The organism is Mucilaginibacter sp. UYCu711, assembly GCF_050433825.1.
Lineage (GTDB): Bacteria > Bacteroidota > Bacteroidia > Sphingobacteriales > Sphingobacteriaceae > Mucilaginibacter.
On the sequence record NZ_JBNPWM010000006.1, the window covers coordinates 70,684 to 90,406 of the forward strand.

Genomic DNA, 19,723 nt, shown 5'->3' on the forward strand with positions numbered 1-19,723 from the left:
ATAGGAGGCTCCGCTGGAGCCGTTAAGATGTTGGTATTTACTATAAACAGGTAGTTCCGCCGGAACTCTCTTTTTTTTAAACTCCGGAGGAGTAACCTGTTTATAGAAATAAAAAACACAGTGGAAGGCTCCGGAGGTGCCTCCTAGAAAAATTTTAATTTTTAAAAGCGATTTCCCTCCTATTCCCCCGGATGATAACTCTTCTCCACATGCTTTAAAACATCAGCCTTATAAAACAGCACATCTTTAAATTTACCATTGATATAGCCCTCTGCCTGGTCTGTAAAATGTTTTGATGTTGGATCGAACGATTGCCCGCCGGTGATGATAGATCTGGCTTTTACTTTCGGACCGAAATCAACTACGGCGATAAAGCTATTACCCGAGTAGCCATAACGTTTTTTGGTATCAACCGTACGGCTTACAAATGATGGCAGTTCGCCAAAGGCTGATGATACCTGGCCCACGGGGATGCTTGGCGCGTTATCGTCAAACACACCGTTGGCGGGGCGCTGGTAGCGGTTAATATCGCCCCACTCGGTTTTCCATATGCCGTAACGGGTTTGCAGGTTTTGTACGCTTTCGGCAAGCAGGTTAAGCAGCTGCTTATCGCTCATGTTTTTTAGGATGATGCCAATACGTTCGGTTTGGTAAGTACCATCTTCGGACGATTTTGCGCGTGGCATAGCCAGTATGATACTGTTTCCCCATTCAACTGCCAGCGTGGTAGCGATAGAATGTACGGCAGATCGCCGGTCCCATTGTTGCAGTACTATTATCGGTTCGGCTAAAGAGGCTTTTGTGCCGGCATCAGCTTTATTATAGGCGTTAAATAAAGCCGGTAGTAATACGTCGAATATGCTTAAGTATTGATCGTAACCCTTTGCTATCAACCCATCCATAGTAACATTTTTTGCATCGCTTAATAAACGGATTGCGTTTACCGCGCGAAAGTTTTGCCCGTCGGGAGCCATATAAGCCGGGTACTTTGTTTTATCCGGACTGCTTTTGCCTGATGAGGTGTAAGGGGTGGAGTTACAGTTCTCTATCCAGCCGGTAACCGGGTTTATAACCTGTACAATTTCGTTAAGCGGGTGCAGGCCCTTCCATTCGGTTGCAATTGTCGAACCATCTACGGGTTGGGTCCAGTCCAGTTTCGGGTCGCGTTTGGGCATAAAGTTGCCGTACCAGAAAACGATATTCCCCTTGTCATCAGCATAAACGGTATTATTTGTTCCGTTTGATAACAGGTTCATCGCCTTTTTATATTCGCCTAAATTATTGGCTTTGGTTATCAGCCATGATTCTAAAAGCGCGTTGTACGATTGATTGTTGGCTTTCAAAGCCAGCCACTTACCGTCGCGACTGCCCAAAACCGGTCCGTGGTGGGTATAGTAGCCGGTTATCACTTTAGGCGTTACCTTATCACCATCCTTTACATTGATAGTTAATTTTCGCCCGGTAACAGGTTTAAGCGCGCCGTTATATTCGTAATACCACTTGCCGTCTTTCTTACTAACCTTTTCGGCGTACAAGTCCCCAACATCGGCATTACTCGAGGTATGCATCCAGCCGCAATGCTGGTTAAAGCCCTGGTAAACAAAAAACTGTCCCCAGGTTACCGCGCCGTAAACGTTAAGCCCTTCGTTACTTACCAGCTGCACCTCATCCCTGAAATAAAAAGGTACATGCGGATTGATATACAACATAGCATGGCCCGAAGCTGTTTTAGCAGGAGATAGGGCAAAGCCATTCGAGCCGATCTCGCGTTCATCCAACAACTCCTGCGGCGAGGTTATTTTATGCGGCGCTACAGCACCGGTAGCCTGGCCCATGCCCGCGTAAAAGTTTTCTGTTTCTCTTAGAGTCAAACCTGCGGTAACGGTAGCATTTACGCTGCCGTCGGTAAACATCAGGGCGTACCATGGCTCGTAATGTTTAAATACTTTAGGTTTCACTTCGGGATGTTTGTACAGGTAGTAGTTAATACCATCGGCAAAGGCGTTCATCAGCTTTTTAAACCATAAGGGCGAGGTTTGGTAAGCTTTTATGGCATAGGCCGTGTCGGTTATCATTTGCAGCTGCACATCGGTATACAATACAGTTGCACCATCAGCTTCGGCCTGCCTGCCCAGCTGGTACAGGTAATTACGCTCCACACCCTGGAAATTTTCTTCGCATTGCTGGTATAGCAACCCAAATACTACTGAGGCATCAGTAGGTCCGTAGATATGCGGTACGCCCCAGTTATCTTTAATTATGGTAACGGTTTTGGCTTGTTGTCGATAGCGGGAGATCTCGGCAGGCGTGAATTTTTGAGCGATAACACATACCGGGGACAGCAAAAACAGGAGAGCAGTTAATTTTTTTTTCATAGCTAAATAGCGAAACCTAATTTAGCTATTTTGGATGAAATTAATGAGAGTGAACTTTGATTCAGTCGCAGGGAATTGCTTTTTTAACTAAAAACCGTTTAAGGAGGCACCTCCGGAGCCTTCTAATTTGTTTCTTCTTACTATAAACAGGTTACTCCTCCGGAGTTTAAAAAAGAGAGTTCCAGCGGAACTACCTGTTTATAGTAAATACCAACAATATTTAACGGCTCCAGCGGAGCGCCCTACTTAGCCAGGTTATTTTTTAAATGAAGTATAGTGTTCAATCACATCTGCCGGGATCTTGGCAGCTTTTCCATCGGCTATAGTTACCATTACAAAATCAAACCAGCCATCGCAGCATATTTTATTGCTGGTTTTGTTTTTGATGTCGAATTTAACGCGGCAGATCTTTTCGTCGATACTTTCAATGCCGGTGTTAACGGTAAAATAGTCGCCCAAAATTAGGGGGCGCTTATAGTCCATAAACACGCTGCGCACCAGCCAGCCGTAGCCCTGCTCTAAAAACACTTCCATAGCCATGCCGTAGCAGCGTTCCATCTGGTCGTACCTGGCGGCCAGCACGTAATCAAAATACCGGCTGTTGTGCACGTGGCGGTACATATCAATATCGTCGGGCCGAACACGGTATTCGGTTTGAAAGGTGGCGTAGCTCATGTTAAGTCAAAATCAAAAGTAAAAATTCAAAAGGGAATAAATAGAATCGCTGTCTTTTTTAAATAGGAAACCGACGATTTTAATAGGTAACTTTAATTACCAATTTAAAGCCATGCAACGTCCTGTTTTTATATTTATACTGGTGATATGCTTTATCAGCAGTAACCGCTTAAAAGCGCAGGTGATATTTAATGGTGATCTTGAAAAGATAGACCCCAAAACCAATATGCCGGTAGCCTGGACAACCGTAATGAAAGGTGGGTATAGGTATCAACTGGATAGTAATACGGTGAAACACGGCAAATATGCAATCAGTATTACATCAAACGATACCGCCCCTTATGGCGCTATTAACTGTGTTCTCCCTTATAATTTTACCGGCAGTACCTTGCAATTAAAAGGGTTTATTAAAACAGAAAATGTTACCAATGGCTATGCAGGTATTTGGATGCGGGTAAATGGTATTGACGAATTTGATAAAATGGAAAAGCAAAACCTGCACGGTACCAACGATTGGAAGGAATATACCATTTCAATGCCCTATAACAGCGAGGTTGCGCGCAGCATCAACGTTGGCGGGTTATTAACAGGGAAGGGCAAAATGTGGTTTGATAATTTAAGGCTTTATATTGACGGTAAACTGATTACAAAGTTGCCGTACAAGCCCGTTGTAGAACCGCCTGCTAAGTAGATAGGTCAGTATTGGTATTTGGTTGTATATTTGTGCCGATACCTATACCATGAAATTAAATCATATAAACCTACCAGTAAAAGATGTAGCGGCAGCCCGCGATTTTTTTGAAACCTATTTCGACTTTAAACCGGTTGACGTAAAGCTAAACGATACCCTCTCAATTTTAAAAGGCGGGGGTGGGTTTACCTTGGTGCTGATGAGCGAAAAGCTTAATCAAAATGGTAACCATACTTACCCGGACGCTTTTCATATCGGGTTCTTCCAATCAACGGACGAAGAAGTAACGGCTACGTTTGAACGATTAAAAGCCGGCGGCATACCGTTAGCGCAAGAGCCGCAACTAATTCGTAAAACTTTTGGGTTTTATTTCAGGCACCAGGATATTTTAATAGAGATTGCTACCGGGAGTTGATAATTTAAACATTCGTTTTATATTTGAGAGAACCTAAATGCAACTATCGCATGATCAAAAGAATACTTATCACTTTAATTTTATTTGTTAGCACGGCGGTTGTTTATGCCCAGCAATACACACCAAAAAATCTTATCGGCCATTGGCGCGAAGCAAAGCGCAAGCAGGTTAATATCTTTTTTTTAACCGACTCTACAGGAGCATGGGTAGCCAATGATGGCTTTGTGCATAATAAAATGAATTATACTGCAAAGGCTGATAAGGATATTATTGAATTGAAATTTACAACACAGGTAAATACCAAACATCCCAGGTACGGTCACCCTCAAATTAAATTTTTAAATGACAGTGTCTTTTTAATCAGGATGATGTGGGGCATACCCAAAGACGCTGATATTACTAATAAAAAAGTAACGGTGTTTGTGAAGGTGAAAAACGAGCTGCCCGGAACAGAAATGAGATTGCCTTCTTATAAAGACTTGCTTGGCCAATGGTTAAGCAAGTTTAAAAAGGACACCGGAAAAGTTAAATTAAATTTCATTGACTCTAATCGTGTCATCAGGAAAACAGCAACCAGTGTTACTTTAATGGATTACGTAGCCAATTTTACAACGCAACCCTTAACTATTGATTTTTATGTAAAAGGCGAATTGATCAACCAGGCGTTTTTACTTTTTCAAACCCGTAATGATTTACGAATAGAATATTTTGACCCGGGACGGCGTAAAGACCATTTTACAGTTTTCGGGCAAAATAATAGCTTTACACGAGAGAAGCGCTTTGCTGACTATGTTAGTGAGTTTTAAGTATCGTTAAATAATTATATTCTTTTGATTTTTAACTTTTTACTTTTGAATTAAAACATTACCTTTGCACCCACAAATAACAAAATAATTAACGCTTTAATATTATTTACGTAATGTATTTAAGTACAGAAGAAAAACAAGAAATTTTCGCAAAACACGGTAGCAGTGCAGCCGACACAGGTTCGACCGAAGGTCAGGTAGCATTATTCACTTACCGTATCGCCCATTTAACCGGCCATTTGAAAAAAAACAAACACGATTTTTCAACCCAGTTATCACTGCAAAAATTAGTAGGTAAACGCCGCGGATTGCTGGCTTACCTTTACAAAAAAGATATTGAAAGATACCGTGCCATCATCAAAGCGTTAGCGCTTAGGGATATCATTAAGTAACTTTAAGTTATTTTTTATAAAAAGCCGTCTCAGTTTAGAGTACGGCTTTTTTACTTTCTGCAACAATATTACACACCATAAAAAAACCGATGTGCTCTAAAAGATGAAAAGTGCATCATAACGCAAAAAAAGATGAACATAATTAAGAAAGTAATTGATTTAGGTGACGGCCGCACCATCGAGATCGAAACAGGAAAACTGGCCAAACAAGCTGATGGATCAGTAGTAATAAAAATGGGTGATACCATGTTATTGGCTACCGTGGTTTCATCAAAAGAAGCAAAAGAAGGAGTTGATTTTTTACCTCTTTCTGTTGATTATCAAGAAAAATACGCTGCTACCGGTCGTATCCCCGGTGGGTTTTTACGCCGCGAGGCCCGTTTGTCAGATTATGAGGTTTTGATCTCGCGTTTGGTTGACCGTGCATTGCGCCCAATGTTCCCGAGTGATTATCATGCTGACACACAAGTAATGATATCATTAATATCAGCTGATAAAGATATCATGCCTGATGCATTGGCAGGTTTAGCTGCATCAGCGGCATTATCTGTATCTGACATCCCTTTTAACGGCCCCATATCAGAAGTGCGCGTAGCTAAAGTTGATGGTAAATTAGTTATCAACCCCACTTTAACCCAACTGCAAACTGCAACTTTAGAGTTTATTGTAGCAGGTAACGAGCATGACATTAACATGGTTGAAGGCGAAGGCGCCGAGATCCAGGAGCCTGAATTGGTTGAAGCAATTAAATTTGCACACGCTGCTATTAAAGTTCAGTGTTTAGCTCAAAAAGAGTTAACTATTGAAGTTGGTAAAACCGAAAAACGTGTTTATAGCCATGAGCATAGTAATGATGAGTTGGAGAAAGCTATCTACGCTGCTACTTACGATAAAGTTTACGCTATTGCAGGCGAAGCTTCAGGTAAAGACGAGCGTGGTGCTAAATTTAAAGCCGTACGCGACGAGTATATCGCAACGTTAGGCGAGATAGATGATATCACTAAATTCTTAGCTAAAAAATATTACCATGATGTGGAGTATGACGCTATCCGTAACCTTGTATTAGACGAAGGCAAACGTTTAGACGGCCGTAAAACTACAGAGGTACGCCCAATATGGAGCGAAGTTGGTTACTTACCGGCTGCTCACGGTTCGGCTGTATTTACCCGGGGCGAAACGCAATCATTAACATCAGTTACCTTAGGCGCTAAGGATGATGAGCAAATGATTGATGGTGCGTTCATCAATGGTTATCAAAAATTCCTGTTACACTATAACTTCCCTGGTTTCTCAACCGGCGAGGTTCGTCCTAACAGGGGTGCAGGCCGTCGCGAGATCGGTCACGGTAACTTAGCCATGCGTTCATTAAAACGTGTATTACCTGCCGAGGATGCAAATCCTTACACTATCCGTATCGTATCTGATATTTTAGAATCAAACGGTTCATCATCAATGGCTACGGTTTGTGCCGGTACATTGGCGTTGATGGATGCAGGTATCAAAATTACCAACCCGGTATCTGGTATCGCGATGGGATTGATCACTAACGAAATGGGTACTAAATATGCTATCCTTTCTGATATCCTTGGCGACGAAGATCACTTAGGTGATATGGACTTTAAAGTAACGGGTACCAAAAACGGTATTGTTGCTGTACAAATGGACCTGAAAATAAACGGCCTTTCGTGGGAAGTGTTAACCAACGCTTTAAACCAGGCTAAAGACGGTCGTTTACATATCCTTGGCGAAATGGCCAAAACCATGAGCGCGCCCCGCGAAGATTACAAACCACACGCTCCGCGTATCGTTACTATCCGTATCGACAAAGAGTTTATTGGTGCCGTTATCGGACCTGGCGGCAAGATCATCCAGGAAATGCAACGCGAAACCGGTGCTACTATCTCTATCGAGGAAGTTGGCAACCAGGGTGTAGTTCAAATATTTGCTGATAACAAAGACGCAATTGATAAAGCAGTTACCCGTATTAAAAACATAGCTTCTAAACCAGAAGTTGGTGAGATATACGAAGGTAAAGTAAAATCAATTATGCCATTTGGTGCATTTGTTGAAATTATGCCGGGTAAAGATGGTTTGTTGCACATATCTGAAATAGACCACAAACGTATTGAAACCATGGACGGCATTTTTGAAGTTGGTGATGAAGTACGTGTTAAATTATTAGATGTTGACAAGCAAGGTAAACTGAAACTTTCGCGTAAAGTTTTATTGCCTAAGCCGGAAGCAGCGCAATAATTTGCCCCCTCTAAATCTCCCTCGGTTGGGGAGACTTAATATTTGCACTTTCTAAAGCCCTCCCCGGAAGGGGAGGGTTTGGGATGGGCTTGTGAAGGCCTTATTTATAAGGCCTTTGTTGGTTTATCAAAATTTTGTTTTAAAAATCTAAAATAATTAAAACAAAAAGTGGTTTTCTGATATTTACGTCAGTTATAGTGTTGATAAAAGCTAAAAGGCCGATCTATTGAAAAATGACCTCTACTCCGCATGACCCTTTAGATTTTCTCAATAGCAACAATAATTCAGGCAAACCGGCAGGACCCCATGCTGATTTAGTCCAGTTGTTATTGTACGAAATAATAAGGGTGAAAGAATTGATTGCCTATTACGACTCCATCCCCAATGGTGGCGGGCAGCTTGGTGCTTCTATTTTGACCGAGCTGGTTACCGAAGCTTATAACTCGTTAGTTAACTATGATGTAGTGCTGATGAAGAAATATTATGATCTGTTGTTAAACTGTGACTGAGCCCCCCAGCCCCCTGAAGGGGAGTAAAATAACTTATAATTTTTTTCTTCTCCCCCTTTAGGGGGTCGGGGGGTTTACTATATTTGCTTTATGAACCATCTAATCTCCCCATCAATCTTAGCTGCCGATTTTGGTAACCTGCAACGCGATATCGAAATGCTTAATAAAAGCGAGGGCGACTGGATCCATGTAGACATTATGGATGGTTTGTTTGTGCCCAATATATCTTTTGGTTTCCCGGTAACCGAGGTGGCTTATAAGCACGCTACGAAGCCGCTTGACGTACATTTAATGATTGTTGACCCTGATAGATACATCAAACGTTTTGCTGCGGCAGGCGCAGCCGGTATCACCGTACAGTTTGAGGCTTGCCCTAATTTACACCGTACCGTGCAGGTTATAAAAGAAGCCGGTTGCAGGGCAGGGGTGGCCATTAATCCGCATACACCGGTAGCTATGTTGGTTGATATTATCGGCGAGCTGGACCTGGTGCTGGTGATGTCGGTAAACCCGGGTTTTGGCGGGCAGCACTTTATTGAAAACACCTATAAAAAAGTAGCCGAAGTAAAAAAACTGGCTGAAGCGAATAAGCCAAACCTGTTTATTGAGGTTGACGGCGGTGTTGATCAAAACAACGCCGGTAAGCTGTTTTTGGCAGGTGCGAATGTATTGGTGGCGGGTAGCGCGGTGTTTGCAGCAGCTGATCCATCGGCAATGATATCAACCCTTAAACATGCCTGATTTTTATTACAATCGTAATACAAATAGTGCCTTTATTTTCATTTTATTCAATATAGTAGCCTAAAAAGCTGATTTTATAAAACATTTGCATTTTTTAAAATAAATGCAAATAAAGCCTATAAAATTTGTCAGATTAATTACCTTTGCCCCATCAAAATATAAACTTTACAATATTATATTTTGTTCAAACCAATTTTCAAAACATATGAAACACAATTTTGGTGCCGGTCCGGGCATCTTACCTCATGAAGTTTTAAAGCAGGCAGCAGCCGCGGTTGTTGATTTTAACGGTATCGGTTTATCTCTTTTAGAGATCTCGCACCGTTCGGCCGAGTTTGAGGCGGTTTTAGATGAAGCCGTAAAATTAGTTAAAGAATTATTAGAAGTTCCGGAGGGTTATTCGGTATTGTTTTTACAAGGCGGTGCAAGCACACAATTTGCAATGGTGCCTTATAATTTGTTACCGTCAACCGGCAAAGCGGCTTATGTCGAGTCGGGCGTTTGGGCTAATAAAGCATTAAAAGAAGCTAAGTTTTTTGGAGAGGTTGAGGTTATCGCGACTTCTAAAGAAGCCAACTTTACTTACATCCCTAAAGATTATACCGTACCAACTGATGCGGCTTATTTGCACCTTACATCAAACAATACCATTTACGGTACGCAGCTGCATCAATTCCCGGCATCGCCGATACCTGTGGTTTGCGATATGTCTTCGGATATTTTTAGCCGTAAAATTAATGTTGCCGATTTTGGTATCATTTACGCCGGTGCACAAAAAAATATGGGCCCTGCCGGTACTACCTTAATAATTGTTAAGGACGAGATCTTAGGCAAAGTTGATCGTAAGATCCCGGCAATGCTTAACTACCAGGTACAAATAGAAGGCGGATCGATGTATAATACCCCACCTGTATTTGCCATTTATGTTTCGATGTTGACACTAAACTGGTTAAAATCAAAAGGCGGTGTTGAAGCTATCGCGAAAGAAAACAAAGCAAAATCACACGTATTGTACGAAGAGATTGACCGCAACCCGCTGTTTAAAGCAGTGTGCGCTGTCGAAGACCGTTCGGACATGAACGTTTGTTTCGTGATGGAAAACCCTGAGCTGGAAAAACCATTCCTGAAACTATGCGACGAAAAAGGCATAATAGGCATTAAGGGCCACCGTAGTGTAGGCGGTTTCCGTGCTTCAATATATAACGCATTGCCAATAACCAGCATTTACGTGCTGATTGACGCAATGCAGGAGTTTGCAGAGAAAAATAAATAATTGGTGAATGGTTGATTAGGTTGATTAGGTGAGTGGTTTTAACCATTATAACTTAATCAACTTAATCAACTTAATCAACTTAATCAACCTAATAAACTATTCAACTAAAGATGATCAAAATATTAGCTAACGATGGGATAGACCCTATCGGTAAAAAGATGTTAGAGGATGCCGGATTTGAGGTTGACACTAATAACATACCACAGGACGAACTACCTGTTAAATTACAAAACTACGATGCCATTACTGTACGCAGCGCTACCAAAGTACGCAAAGCGTTAATTGATGCCTGCCCTAACCTGAAGCTTATTGGCCGCGGTGGTGTTGGTGTTGATAATATTGATGTAGAATACGCTAAAGAAAAAGGCGTAGGTGTATATAACACGCCTGCATCATCATCATTATCAGTTGCCGAGCTGGTGGTTGCACAACTATTTACCGGTGTGCGCTTCCTGCATGACAGTAACCGCAAAATGCCGGTTGATGGCGGCACCAAGTTTAACGACCTGAAAAAAGCTTACGCCAAAGGTATCGAGCTGCGTGGTAAAACTTTAGGTATTGTAGGTTTTGGCCGTATTGGCCGCGAGGTAGCTAAAATTGCTATCGGTATCGGTATGGATGTGATTGCTTATGATCTGTTCGAGTTTAACGCCGAGGTTGAGATTGTTTTAGGAACCGGCGGTACAAAAGTTAACGTTGCTGTTAAAAAAGCTACGTTAGACGAGATTATCAAAACTGCTGATTTCATCACCCTGCATACACCATTCATCGACAAAGCCCTAATTGGAGCCGAAGAATTGGCAAAAATGAAAAAAGGTGTTCAACTGATCAATATTTCACGTGGTGGATTGATTGACGAGTTAGCCCTGATCGACGCGTTAAACAGCGGACAGGTAGCTTATGCGGCATTAGATGTGTTTGATAACGAGCCGACTCCTCGTCCCGAGATCTTAGCTCACCCAAAAATATCATTAACCCCGCATATCGGCGCTGCAACCAACGAAGCGCAGGAGCGGATAGGCGTAGAGCTGGCCAGTTTAATTATCGGGCACTTTAAGAAATAGTGAAATAACTCACAACAAACAAAAAAGGCGCTATCAGCGCCTTTTTTGTTTGTGAAAAATGCGTCATTGCGAGGAACGAAGCAATCTCTGCACATGCTAATCAATGTCCTTGATCTCAGTTTGAGACGGATGCTAATGAGATTTATCCTATTGAATATCCTACGTAGAGATTGCTTCGTTCCTCGCAATGACGTGTTGTAGTAGTCGGTTGTTAAAGTATATAACTGACTCCCTTTTCCGGGATAGTAACCGGGTATCCATCATTAGTTAAACTATCAGCCAGCAGTTGCATACTGCTTTCTTCGCCATGCACAAGGTAGACGCCTTTAAGATTGGCTTTATCCTGCGTTTTAATGTTGTTTATAAGGTCTTCGTGGTCGCCGTGGGCGCTCAGGACGTCGGTTTGTTTAATGGTGGCATATACGGCCAGATCGCGGTCCTTGATGTGGACTATCGAATCTCCGCGCAATAAACGGTGGCCCAAAGTACCTTTAGCGCAATAGCCAATGAAAAGGATGGTGCAGTAATAATTCTGGATATTATAAAACAGGTGATCCTGGATACGCCCGCCCTCCAGCATACCTGCCGATGAGATGATGATACAAGGCTCGAAATAATTAGAGATCTGGCGGCTGTCTTTTAGCGACTCGATGTACTCTAAATTATCAAACTCAAACTCATCGCCCTGAGCCTTGTAAAAATCCTGCGCTTCTTTGTTTACCAGGTTATGATATTTACGGAAGATACCTGTAGCCATGCTGGCCATCGGGCTATCCACAAAAACTTTAACCGGTGGCAACAGTCCGCTGCTGAAGATCTTGTTTAACGAATAAACCAATGATTGTGTGCGCCCGATGCTGAATGCCGGGATAATTAACCGACCCTGCTCTTTAACGCAGCACTTGTCAATCACTTCAACCAGTGTTTGCTCAACCGATTTGTCTTTGGTATGCATGCGCCCGCCGTAGGTTGATTCGGTTACTATAAAATCTACCGGGGGTAGTGGTTCCGGATCGTCCAATACCGGGTAATTTTTACGGCCGATATCACCCGTAAAGGCGATGGATTTTTCGGTTCCGTTATCGTTTACTTTAAAAACTGCCGCGGCAGCACCTAACAAGTGCCCAACCGGGATAAACGTTAACTCAATATCCCCGGTAATGCGGAACGGCTTGTTAAAGCCAATAGTTACAAACCTGTCCATCGCATCCATTACATGCTTTTGCAGGTATAGCGGCTGCACGTTGGTGCCAAACTTACCTTTACCATGCTTACGGCTTTTATGGGCCTTATTTATAAAGATGTTAACCGAATCCAATAATAACAACTCGGTCAGATCAGCAGTGGGGGGAGTGGACAAGATCTGCCCGTTAAAGCCCATACGCACCAGTGTAGGTATATTACCAGAATGATCGATATGCGCGTGGGTTAACACTACTACATCAATATCAGCCGGGTTAAACGGGAAATCTTCGTTTGATTGGATGCTGCGGTCCTTTTCGTAATCAAGCCCGCAATCAATTAATATTTTATATAGGCCAACTTCAAGCAAATGCATGCTGCCGGTAACCTGGCGGGCAGCACCGTGTATAGTTAATTTCATTTAAGATTTTCTTTGCGGCGGATCTGGTTTTTAAGAAGGAATAAAATTATCCCAACCAGTATAAAAACAATGATCTTAAAATTAAGTGATGCTTTATCTGATAGCCTGATATTCTCGTCGTCTTGTTTTTTTAATTTCTCTAATTGTTTTTGCAACCGGGTAATGGTATACATAGATTCAAGGGCGGTACCTTCAACCTCTTTTGATTTATCCACAGCCTGTGTTTGTTGAAACGCCCGGTAATCCAATAATATTTTAAGCTCGCGGTATATGTCATTATCCGTTTTAACAATATCCATCAGTATTTCATTACTGCGGCGGATGTCCTTTTTAGTTTGCAGGCCAAAAATGCCGGTATGCGTGCCCAGGCTTTCATCATACTGCCCAAACTTTTCGCCCCGCACAGCCAGCATGCTGTTAATTTTTGCGCGCTGGCGCTGGTAAGCAACCGAGTCGGTATTTGCCTGTGCAAATCCATCAGCAAACAAAAAGCATAATAGGCAAACTAATATTATCTTCCTCATCTGTTATAATCAAAGTCAATAATTACACTATCGCCTAAATTAAGGCCCAACAAGCCGCTGGCGTTACCTTTATTTATGGCTATCTCCAGGTGGTCGCTAATACCAAACAGGCAAAGCTTTTCGCCCTCGGGTACCTCGCTGTAATGCCAGCTAAGGTGGTTAATCGTTTCGTTGCGCTTAAAGTATAACGTAAACTGCCTGCCTTGCTGCACCTGGTTAAAAAACTCTTTGGTAATATTAGTAATTACATTCTGGAAAGAGTCAATATAAATTACCGCGCCTTTTATCACACTCTTTTCTATCACCGGCTGCAGGTTCATTTTTTGTTCAATGCCCGCTATTGGGATACCAATTTCTGTAAGCTTCCCGCCTTTTGCCAGGTGCACCGCTGCCTTCACAAAAATATCTGCCAGCGGGAAATGCAGGAACTTTAGGTCCTGCATAATGTTTATCTCCACTATTTCTTCGGGCTCCTGGTTAAACATCAATGAGAATATACCGTTGTCTGATCCTACAAAGTAATGGTTCTTATAACGCAGGGCCAGGTATTTGGTATTATCGCTGTATACGGTATCAATACCAATAAGGTGCACGGTATCGTCAGGAAAATAATAGAAACTATTTTTTAAAATGAACGCCGCTTGTTGTACATTGTAAGCGGCAACACTGTTGGTAATATCAACAATATTAACGGTTGGCAGCAATTTCAAAATACTACCTTTAAGGGCAGCCTGATAAATGTCTTTATCGCCCAAATCAGTAGTTAAAGTTATTATTGCCATTAAATTTATTAAATATTTATTACTAATCTTGTACAAGCGTTAGACGCTGCAAATATTCAATTTTTAATTCATAAAAATTAGCAACAAAATAATCAAAATTACTATTGAACGAGCTCAAAATTTCAATTGAAAATATTAACCCCGCCGTTTTATGGGGGCCGAACAATGATCACTTCGAGATCATTAAAAAACAATACCCAAAACTAAAGATAGTTGCGCGTGGAAGTGAGGTAAAAGTACTGGGCGACGAGCGCGAGCTGGTAATTTTTGAAGAAAAATTTAATCACCTGATACAGCATATTGAGAAGTTTGAGAACCTGAACATAACCGACCTTGAGCGGGTATTAGGTTCGAAGATTGATATAAATGCGCCTGCCGATCCGGCTGCTGACAAATTTGCCAGCGGCGAGGTTATTGTATTTGGCCCTAACGGTGTTATGGTTAAGGCACGTACAGCCAACCAGCGCAAAATGGTTGATTGTATCAACAAAAGCGATATCCTGTTTGCCATAGGCCCTGCGGGTACAGGTAAAACCTACACTGCGGTTGCTTTGGCGGTAAGGGCTTTGAAAAACAAAGAGATCAAACGGATTATCCTTACCCGCCCTGCTGTTGAAGCAGGCGAGAACCTGGGTTTTTTACCGGGCGACCTTAAAGAAAAGATAGACCCATACCTGCGCCCGCTATATGATGCGCTGGACGATATGATCCCGGCCGAAAAGCTGAAATTATATTTAGAGAACCGTACTATTGAGATAGCACCGCTTGCATTTATGCGCGGCCGTACATTGGATAACTGCTTTGTGATATTGGATGAGGCCCAAAATGCTACCGATATGCAGTTAAAAATGTTTTTAACGCGTATGGGTCCGTCGGCCAAGTTTATTGTTACGGGTGATGTTACGCAGATAGACTTACCTAAAAAACAACAATCGGGCCTGCATACCGCCCTGCGTATATTAACCGATATAAAAGGTATTGAAATAGTGTACCTAAGCGGCGAAGACGTTGTACGCCATAAACTGGTACGCAAGATATTAGAAGCTTACGGAGATATACAGTAGAGTTTTGAGTTATGAGTTATGAGTGGTGAGTAATTTTTCGCCCGCTTTAACTCACAACTCACAACTCATAACTCACAACTAATAAATGAATGCAATAAAGGAAACCCATTTTAATTTCCCAAACCAAACCGGTTTTTATAAAGGTAAGGTTAGGGATGTTTATACGATAGATAATAAGTACCTGGTAATGTTGGTAAGCGACCGCATCTCGGCATTTGATGTGGTACTGCCCGAGCCAATTCCATATAAAGGACAGGTATTGAACCAGATAGCCGCCAAATTTTTAAAAGCCACTGCCGATATTGTACCTAACTGGGTAGTGAGTGTGCCCGACCCAAGCGTAACCATTGGCCGCATTTGCGAGCCATTTAAGGTTGAAATGGTTATCCGCGGCTATTTAGCGGGCCATGCCGCGCGCGAATATGCTGCCGGCAAGCGCCGGGTTTGTGGTGTAAGCCTGCCCGAAGGTTTAAAAGAGAACGATAAACTGCCCGAACCCATCATCACCCCGACAACCAAGGCGGCTGTGGGGCATGACGAGGATATATCACGCGAAGAAATACTAAAACAAGGTATTGTATCGGTTGAGGATTATGAGCAATTAGAAAAATATACCAGGGCATTATTTGCCCGGGGTACCGAAATTGCCGCCAAACAAGGTTTAATTTTGGTTGATACCAAGTATGAATTTGGCAAGGTTGGCGACCAGATCTACCTGATCGACGAGATCCATACACCTGATTCATCGCGCTATTTTTATAGTGAAGGCTATGCCGAAAGACAAGCTAATAACGAGCCGCAAAAGCAGCTGTCTAAAGAGTTTGTGCGCCGTTGGTTAATAGATAATGGTTTCCAGGGTAAAGATGGACAGGTGGTGCCTGTAATGACGCCGGAGAAGGTAGCATCGATATCAGAACGCTATATTGAGCTTTATGAACAAATAACAGGCGAGACGTTTGTAAAACCTGCAGGAGTAAACGTATTGGACAGGGTAGAAGGTGCAATTATAAGCGCGTTAGCCACATTGTGATTTTATTTGTAAATAAAATTATATATTAGCACTTAAATTACTGAATTAATAAAATGAAGTTTACAGTTGATAAACACGAGAAATATATTTTGCTGAAGCTCAATGAGTCAAAATTAAACTCGTTGATCACGCCACAGCTAAAATCAGAATTAATATTGATCAATACCGAAGGGCAGAGAAATATTATTCTTGACCTGTCACAGGTTAAATTTGCCGATTCTTCGGGCTTAAGCAGCTTGTTGGTTGGCCATCGTTTATGCAAAAACGCGGGTGGCTCATTTATCCTTACGGGATTAAATGCTGCTGTATCACGCCTGGTTACCATATCTCAATTAGAAACCGTTTTAATTATTGTCCCTACATCCGAAGAAGGTATTGACCATATCTTTATGGAGGAGATAGAAAAAGAATTAAAAAAAGAAGCAAGATAATACTTAAATTGTTTACCTGATATGAAATTTGAGGTAACAATTCTCGGAAGTAGTTCTGCAACTCCTATTTATAATCGAAATCCCACATCGCAGGTGCTCAATATTAATGAGCGCCTTTATTTGATTGATTGCGGCGAAGGCACGCAGCAGCAAATGTTGCGCTTTGATGTAAGGGCCAGCCGGATAGATCATATCTTTATCAGCCATCTGCACGGCGACCATTACCTGGGCCTGGTAGGTTTACTGTCGTCGCTCCATTTAAACGGGCGCAAAAAACCGCTCAAGCTATTTGGGCCGCCGCAGCTGATGGAAATTATCGACCTTCAGTTTAAGTATTCAGAAACTACAATACAGTACGCTATTGATTTTTTTCCTACTGATGCTACCCGCCGGCAGGTAATTGTGGTTAATGAGGATGTTACGATTGAAACCATCCCGCTTGATCACCGCATAGCCTGCACCGGTTTTTTATTCAGACAGAAAAAGCGCTTGCGCAAATTATTGAAGGACGAGCTGGAACGTTTACAGGTGCCGGTAGAGGTTTTTACCGCGCTAAAAAAAGGCGCCGACTACACCGATTTAAAGGGCAAGGTTTATAAAAATGATACCCTCACCACAGATTCGGACGTGCCAAAAACCTATGCTTATTGCTCTGATACCTTATTTAATGAGCAATACTTCGCACAAATAAATAATACCGACTTGCTTTACCACGAGGCCACATTTTTGCATAACATGGTGGATAGGGCAAATGAAACCCACCATACCACTGCCTTGCAGGCCGGCCAGATAGCTTTAACAGTTAACGCTAAAAAGCTGCTTATAGGCCATTTCTCGGCACGGTACAAAACATTGGACGAATTGTTGGAGGAAGCGCAAAGTGTATTCCCTAATACAGCTTTGGCTATTGAGGGCAGGACGTTTGTTGTTTAGTAACTTGGATTGTATTGGACGAGGCTCTTCTTCCTAATGGCTAATTTCAAGCTTATATCCTTTCCCGCGTATAACAACGATGTTGATATTCGGATCAAATTCCAATTTTTTTCTAAGTTTTGAAATAAACATATCCAAACTACGGCCCACAATAATACCTTCATCTTCCCATATCTCTTTTTGCAACCGGCGTCTCTCTATAATCTCGTTAGGCGACAACGCGAAAATTAACAACAGGCGCGTTTCAGTTCCGGTTAAGTCTACGGTTTCATTATTTATTAGCAGCTGCCGTTCATGCACATTAAACAATACCGAGCCTAAAGTGAATGCCTTAGTATACTTATCGTTTGTTAAGGCTTTCCGCGGCTTAGATCTCAAAAAAATAAAACCAACAAATGCTAAAAATGGCAGGCTGCCCAAAACGTATCCATTCACAGCTGTATATATGCCGACAGGTTTAAATTTTAGGTTAATCATGTAGCGTGCAGTAGGTTGCTTTCTTTTTGAACATGTTACAATATCATTTTTTTTATTTTTGGATATAGCGTATCCAAAGACCACACCTGCGTTGCCAGGATTTAAAACGTTGACAACATAATCGCCGGTTAACGGGTCATTGGCCAACAAACGGCGGGTTGTATTCATCAGCGAGTCCGATTGAAAAGTAAACGCATTCTCAAACCTGATCTGGTATTCATTTTCTGCGGTCTTTTTTACGGGGAGTACTCTCGATGCACTGTCGCCCGATTGTAAGAGTACTTCATGCCCGATCTTGCGGAGCAAAACTTCCTTTCTGGCTATATCAAAGTCGTCGCTGCCCGCCATACGGAAAGCTATACAGGATACAAAAACAAACAGCAGTAATATAAATACGCCCAGGTACTTGCGTTTCCCAGAGAAGAGGTTTCGGCTATCACGCATAATATTATATTTTATTTACAAAGTTTACATTTTTATTTACAATCTAAGTTCCTCAGGCTGAAATATATCAAAGTATTTTTGTTGAACCAACTTTAAAAGGACATGAAGAAAAAAAAATGCCTTAAACGGATCTGATTTATCAGTAGATACATCTATGTTAATTAAACCTGAAAAAAATAGGAAAAAAGTTATTTATGCGCTGATCTTACCGCTGGTTGTGGTAAGCGGAATAGTATTTGCTAATCGCGAAATTAAAAATGAAACTTCTAAAAGGTCAACCCTAAAGCCACTCTCTGCTGCCGAAAGGAAAGCTGCATTGAAAAAATGGGAGGCTACCCCTGATGGTATAAATTACAAAAAATGGGAAGCGTCTCCAGAAGGTAAAAAAGTGTATGCCGGTGCTGCTAAAATAAGGAAGCATATTAAGGACTATACCAATATGGAGGCTGTTGTAACCTCTCTTTCTCTTCCGCCAGGCTCAAGATTAGGTTTCGGAGTGATGGTCAGGATTAATGCTGACGATTATATTCTTGCCTTTGGGCCGGAACAGTCTGACAAGCTTTTTTTAATATTTAACAATGAATTTCAGCAATTGCATAGCCTGAAAGTTAACGACAAAATAATTATAAAAAGCCATAATGTATCGTACGCCCCCAAGTACTCATATCCAATAGTATCGGGCGACTATGTAGAACGGGATAGTACAATAATTTATAAACGTGCCCCTCGCAAAGGCGGTTGCTAAGTAAATAAATTAGGAAATACGCACACATTTACATCTTGTTCCTGGCGGTTGGTTTTGCGCCTGGTGCGGGCAAAACCAACCAAACGCACCTAAGTGCGTACTCAAAGACATAATCACTTCTTACGGCCCTCCCGGGCAAGTTCGTAATATAAAACAAGGCCGAAATGGTACCATTTTGATTACCTCATGGCAGGGTATTTTTCGATACGATGGAAAATCATTTACCAATATTACAAGTAAAATAGGTTGACGCAGATTTTGGGATGTCCTGGAAGATAGAAAAGGCAATCTTTGGATTGCCCATGATAGGGTTATGTCTATTTATGAAAATAAAACATTAACGGCCGGACGTTTGCTACATAGTGTTAAGTAGTTAGTATCAAGTATCAAGATATTTTTCCGCCCACAATCCGTAGGGATTATTACCCCAAAGTTATGTACATTTATTAATGCGGTAGCTGATAGCAAGCTAGATTCCTTTTCTCCGTGCCAAAAT

Annotated in this window: 20 protein-coding genes and 1 pseudogene; 15 read left to right on the top strand and 6 right to left on the bottom strand. The window is 41.9% G+C overall.

The genetic code is table 11. The annotated features are described in order from the left end of the window. Positions 1 to 179: 179 nt before the first annotated feature. Together ABIB50_RS13790 and ABIB50_RS13795 are read right to left on the bottom strand one after the other, a co-directional pair. Positions 180 to 2,375 (bottom strand): penicillin acylase family protein, encoded by a 2,196-nt coding sequence (locus ABIB50_RS13790; protein ID WP_429380361.1) that lies wholly within the window; start codon positions 2,373 to 2,375, stop codon positions 180 to 182. A gap of 255 nt (positions 2,376 to 2,630) precedes the next feature. Further along, a complete protein-coding gene (locus ABIB50_RS13795; RefSeq protein WP_429380363.1) occupies positions 2,631 to 3,050 on the bottom strand; it encodes an acyl-CoA thioesterase in 420 nt (139 codons plus the stop codon). A 112-nt stretch (positions 3,051 to 3,162) separates the two neighbouring features. Here ABIB50_RS13795 and ABIB50_RS13800 point away from each other — a divergent pair, with 112 nt between their 5' ends. From ABIB50_RS13800 to ABIB50_RS13840, 9 genes are all read left to right on the top strand, one after another. Continuing rightward, positions 3,163 to 3,741, top strand: coding sequence for a hypothetical protein (locus tag ABIB50_RS13800; protein WP_429380365.1), 579 nt, complete (start codon positions 3,163 to 3,165; stop codon positions 3,739 to 3,741). A gap of 49 nt (positions 3,742 to 3,790) precedes the next feature. Continuing rightward, positions 3,791 to 4,156: a VOC family protein gene (locus tag ABIB50_RS13805; RefSeq protein WP_429380367.1), complete on the top strand. Its 366-nt coding sequence runs from the start codon at positions 3,791 to 3,793 to the stop codon at positions 4,154 to 4,156. A gap of 50 nt (positions 4,157 to 4,206) precedes the next feature. Next, a complete protein-coding gene (locus ABIB50_RS13810) occupies positions 4,207 to 4,962 on the top strand; it encodes a hypothetical protein (protein ID WP_429380369.1) in 756 nt (251 codons plus the stop codon). A 113-nt stretch (positions 4,963 to 5,075) separates the two neighbouring features. Beyond that, on the top strand, positions 5,076 to 5,354 hold the full coding sequence (gene rpsO, locus ABIB50_RS13815; protein ID WP_429380371.1) for a 30S ribosomal protein S15: 279 nt from the start codon (positions 5,076 to 5,078) through the stop codon (positions 5,352 to 5,354). Positions 5,355 to 5,486: 132 nt separating this feature from the next. Further along, positions 5,487 to 7,607, top strand: a complete 2,121-nt coding sequence (locus ABIB50_RS13820) for a polyribonucleotide nucleotidyltransferase (protein WP_429380373.1) — start codon at positions 5,487 to 5,489, stop codon at positions 7,605 to 7,607. 233 nt (positions 7,608 to 7,840) lie between these two features. After that, entirely contained in the window at positions 7,841 to 8,116 is a 276-nt protein-coding gene (locus ABIB50_RS13825) for a hypothetical protein (RefSeq protein ID WP_429380375.1), read from the top strand. A gap of 90 nt (positions 8,117 to 8,206) precedes the next feature. Continuing rightward, positions 8,207 to 8,857 (top strand): ribulose-phosphate 3-epimerase, encoded by a 651-nt coding sequence (gene rpe, locus ABIB50_RS13830; RefSeq protein WP_429380377.1) that lies wholly within the window; start codon positions 8,207 to 8,209, stop codon positions 8,855 to 8,857. Positions 8,858 to 9,062: 205 nt separating this feature from the next. Beyond that, complete coding sequence (gene serC / locus ABIB50_RS13835; protein ID WP_429380379.1) at positions 9,063 to 10,130, top strand: 3-phosphoserine/phosphohydroxythreonine transaminase; 1,068 nt, start codon at positions 9,063 to 9,065, stop codon at positions 10,128 to 10,130. A 110-nt stretch (positions 10,131 to 10,240) separates the two neighbouring features. After that, on the top strand, positions 10,241 to 11,194 hold the full coding sequence (locus ABIB50_RS13840; protein WP_429380381.1) for a D-2-hydroxyacid dehydrogenase: 954 nt from the start codon (positions 10,241 to 10,243) through the stop codon (positions 11,192 to 11,194). Positions 11,195 to 11,405: 211 nt separating this feature from the next. Here ABIB50_RS13840 and ABIB50_RS13845 read toward each other — a convergent pair whose 3' ends face one another. Genes ABIB50_RS13845 through ABIB50_RS13855 form a run of 3 tightly spaced genes read right to left on the bottom strand, consistent with a single transcriptional unit; the run spans position 11,406 to position 14,103 of the window. After that, positions 11,406 to 12,797 (bottom strand): MBL fold metallo-hydrolase, encoded by a 1,392-nt coding sequence (locus tag ABIB50_RS13845; RefSeq protein ID WP_429380383.1) that lies wholly within the window; start codon positions 12,795 to 12,797, stop codon positions 11,406 to 11,408. Then, positions 12,794 to 13,321: a hypothetical protein gene (locus ABIB50_RS13850; protein ID WP_429380385.1), complete on the bottom strand. Its 528-nt coding sequence runs from the start codon at positions 13,319 to 13,321 to the stop codon at positions 12,794 to 12,796. Before ABIB50_RS13850 ends, ABIB50_RS13845 begins: the two co-directional genes overlap by 4 nt. Further along, the gene (locus ABIB50_RS13855; RefSeq protein WP_429380387.1) at positions 13,318 to 14,103 is read right to left on the bottom strand and encodes an SAM hydrolase/SAM-dependent halogenase family protein; all 786 of its coding nucleotides are present in this window, start codon (positions 14,101 to 14,103) and stop codon (positions 13,318 to 13,320) included. The genes ABIB50_RS13850 and ABIB50_RS13855 overlap by 4 nt, the downstream gene beginning before the upstream one ends. 104 nt (positions 14,104 to 14,207) lie before the next feature. Between ABIB50_RS13855 and ABIB50_RS13860 the strand changes: the two genes are divergently transcribed. From ABIB50_RS13860 to ABIB50_RS13875, 4 genes are all read left to right on the top strand, one after another. Beyond that, positions 14,208 to 15,167 carry a PhoH family protein gene (locus tag ABIB50_RS13860; RefSeq protein WP_429380389.1) on the top strand — a complete coding sequence of 320 codons (960 nt, stop codon included), beginning with the start codon at positions 14,208 to 14,210 and terminating at the stop codon, positions 15,165 to 15,167. A gap of 85 nt (positions 15,168 to 15,252) precedes the next feature. Further along, positions 15,253 to 16,197: a phosphoribosylaminoimidazolesuccinocarboxamide synthase gene (locus ABIB50_RS13865; protein WP_429380391.1), complete on the top strand. Its 945-nt coding sequence runs from the start codon at positions 15,253 to 15,255 to the stop codon at positions 16,195 to 16,197. A gap of 53 nt (positions 16,198 to 16,250) precedes the next feature. Then, a complete protein-coding gene (locus ABIB50_RS13870; protein ID WP_429380393.1) occupies positions 16,251 to 16,628 on the top strand; it encodes an STAS domain-containing protein in 378 nt (125 codons plus the stop codon). Positions 16,629 to 16,649: 21 nt separating this feature from the next. Continuing rightward, positions 16,650 to 17,561, top strand: coding sequence for a ribonuclease Z (locus ABIB50_RS13875; protein ID WP_429380395.1), 912 nt, complete (start codon positions 16,650 to 16,652; stop codon positions 17,559 to 17,561). A gap of 33 nt (positions 17,562 to 17,594) precedes the next feature. Here ABIB50_RS13875 and ABIB50_RS13880 read toward each other — a convergent pair whose 3' ends face one another. Beyond that, positions 17,595 to 18,482 (bottom strand): winged helix-turn-helix domain-containing protein, encoded by an 888-nt coding sequence (locus ABIB50_RS13880; RefSeq protein ID WP_429380397.1) that lies wholly within the window; start codon positions 18,480 to 18,482, stop codon positions 17,595 to 17,597. Between the two features lie 154 nt (positions 18,483 to 18,636). On the opposite strand from ABIB50_RS13880, the gene ABIB50_RS13885 reads away from it, so the two are divergent. Together ABIB50_RS13885 and ABIB50_RS13890 are read left to right on the top strand one after the other, a co-directional pair. Beyond that, positions 18,637 to 19,227 carry a hypothetical protein gene (locus tag ABIB50_RS13885; RefSeq protein WP_429380399.1) on the top strand — a complete coding sequence of 197 codons (591 nt, stop codon included), beginning with the start codon at positions 18,637 to 18,639 and terminating at the stop codon, positions 19,225 to 19,227. A gap of 256 nt (positions 19,228 to 19,483) precedes the next feature. Continuing rightward, positions 19,484 to 19,600, top strand: a pseudogene (locus ABIB50_RS13890) (hypothetical protein); the annotation flags it as partial. Positions 19,601 to 19,723: the final 123 nt, after the last annotated feature.

Coding starts and splice junctions, on each gene's coding strand:
- ABIB50_RS13790 (WP_429380361.1), bottom strand. CDS start 2,375: ATGAAAAAAAAATTAACTGCTCTCCTGTTTTTGCTGTCCCCGGTATGT.
- ABIB50_RS13795 (WP_429380363.1), bottom strand. CDS start 3,050: ATGAGCTACGCCACCTTTCAAACCGAATACCGTGTTCGGCCCGACGAT.
- ABIB50_RS13800 (WP_429380365.1), top strand. CDS start 3,163: ATGCAACGTCCTGTTTTTATATTTATACTGGTGATATGCTTTATCAGC.
- ABIB50_RS13805 (WP_429380367.1), top strand. CDS start 3,791: ATGAAATTAAATCATATAAACCTACCAGTAAAAGATGTAGCGGCAGCC.
- ABIB50_RS13810 (WP_429380369.1), top strand. CDS start 4,207: ATGATCAAAAGAATACTTATCACTTTAATTTTATTTGTTAGCACGGCG.
- rpsO (WP_429380371.1), top strand. CDS start 5,076: ATGTATTTAAGTACAGAAGAAAAACAAGAAATTTTCGCAAAACACGGT.
- ABIB50_RS13820 (WP_429380373.1), top strand. CDS start 5,487: ATGAACATAATTAAGAAAGTAATTGATTTAGGTGACGGCCGCACCATC.
- ABIB50_RS13825 (WP_429380375.1), top strand. CDS start 7,841: ATGACCTCTACTCCGCATGACCCTTTAGATTTTCTCAATAGCAACAAT.
- rpe (WP_429380377.1), top strand. CDS start 8,207: ATGAACCATCTAATCTCCCCATCAATCTTAGCTGCCGATTTTGGTAAC.
- serC (WP_429380379.1), top strand. CDS start 9,063: ATGAAACACAATTTTGGTGCCGGTCCGGGCATCTTACCTCATGAAGTT.
- ABIB50_RS13840 (WP_429380381.1), top strand. CDS start 10,241: ATGATCAAAATATTAGCTAACGATGGGATAGACCCTATCGGTAAAAAG.
- ABIB50_RS13845 (WP_429380383.1), bottom strand. CDS start 12,797: ATGAAATTAACTATACACGGTGCTGCCCGCCAGGTTACCGGCAGCATG.
- ABIB50_RS13850 (WP_429380385.1), bottom strand. CDS start 13,321: ATGAGGAAGATAATATTAGTTTGCCTATTATGCTTTTTGTTTGCTGAT.
- ABIB50_RS13855 (WP_429380387.1), bottom strand. CDS start 14,103: ATGGCAATAATAACTTTAACTACTGATTTGGGCGATAAAGACATTTAT.
- ABIB50_RS13865 (WP_429380391.1), top strand. CDS start 15,253: ATGAATGCAATAAAGGAAACCCATTTTAATTTCCCAAACCAAACCGGT.
- ABIB50_RS13870 (WP_429380393.1), top strand. CDS start 16,251: ATGAAGTTTACAGTTGATAAACACGAGAAATATATTTTGCTGAAGCTC.
- ABIB50_RS13875 (WP_429380395.1), top strand. CDS start 16,650: ATGAAATTTGAGGTAACAATTCTCGGAAGTAGTTCTGCAACTCCTATT.
- ABIB50_RS13880 (WP_429380397.1), bottom strand. CDS start 18,482: ATGCGTGATAGCCGAAACCTCTTCTCTGGGAAACGCAAGTACCTGGGC.
- ABIB50_RS13885 (WP_429380399.1), top strand. CDS start 18,637: ATGTTAATTAAACCTGAAAAAAATAGGAAAAAAGTTATTTATGCGCTG.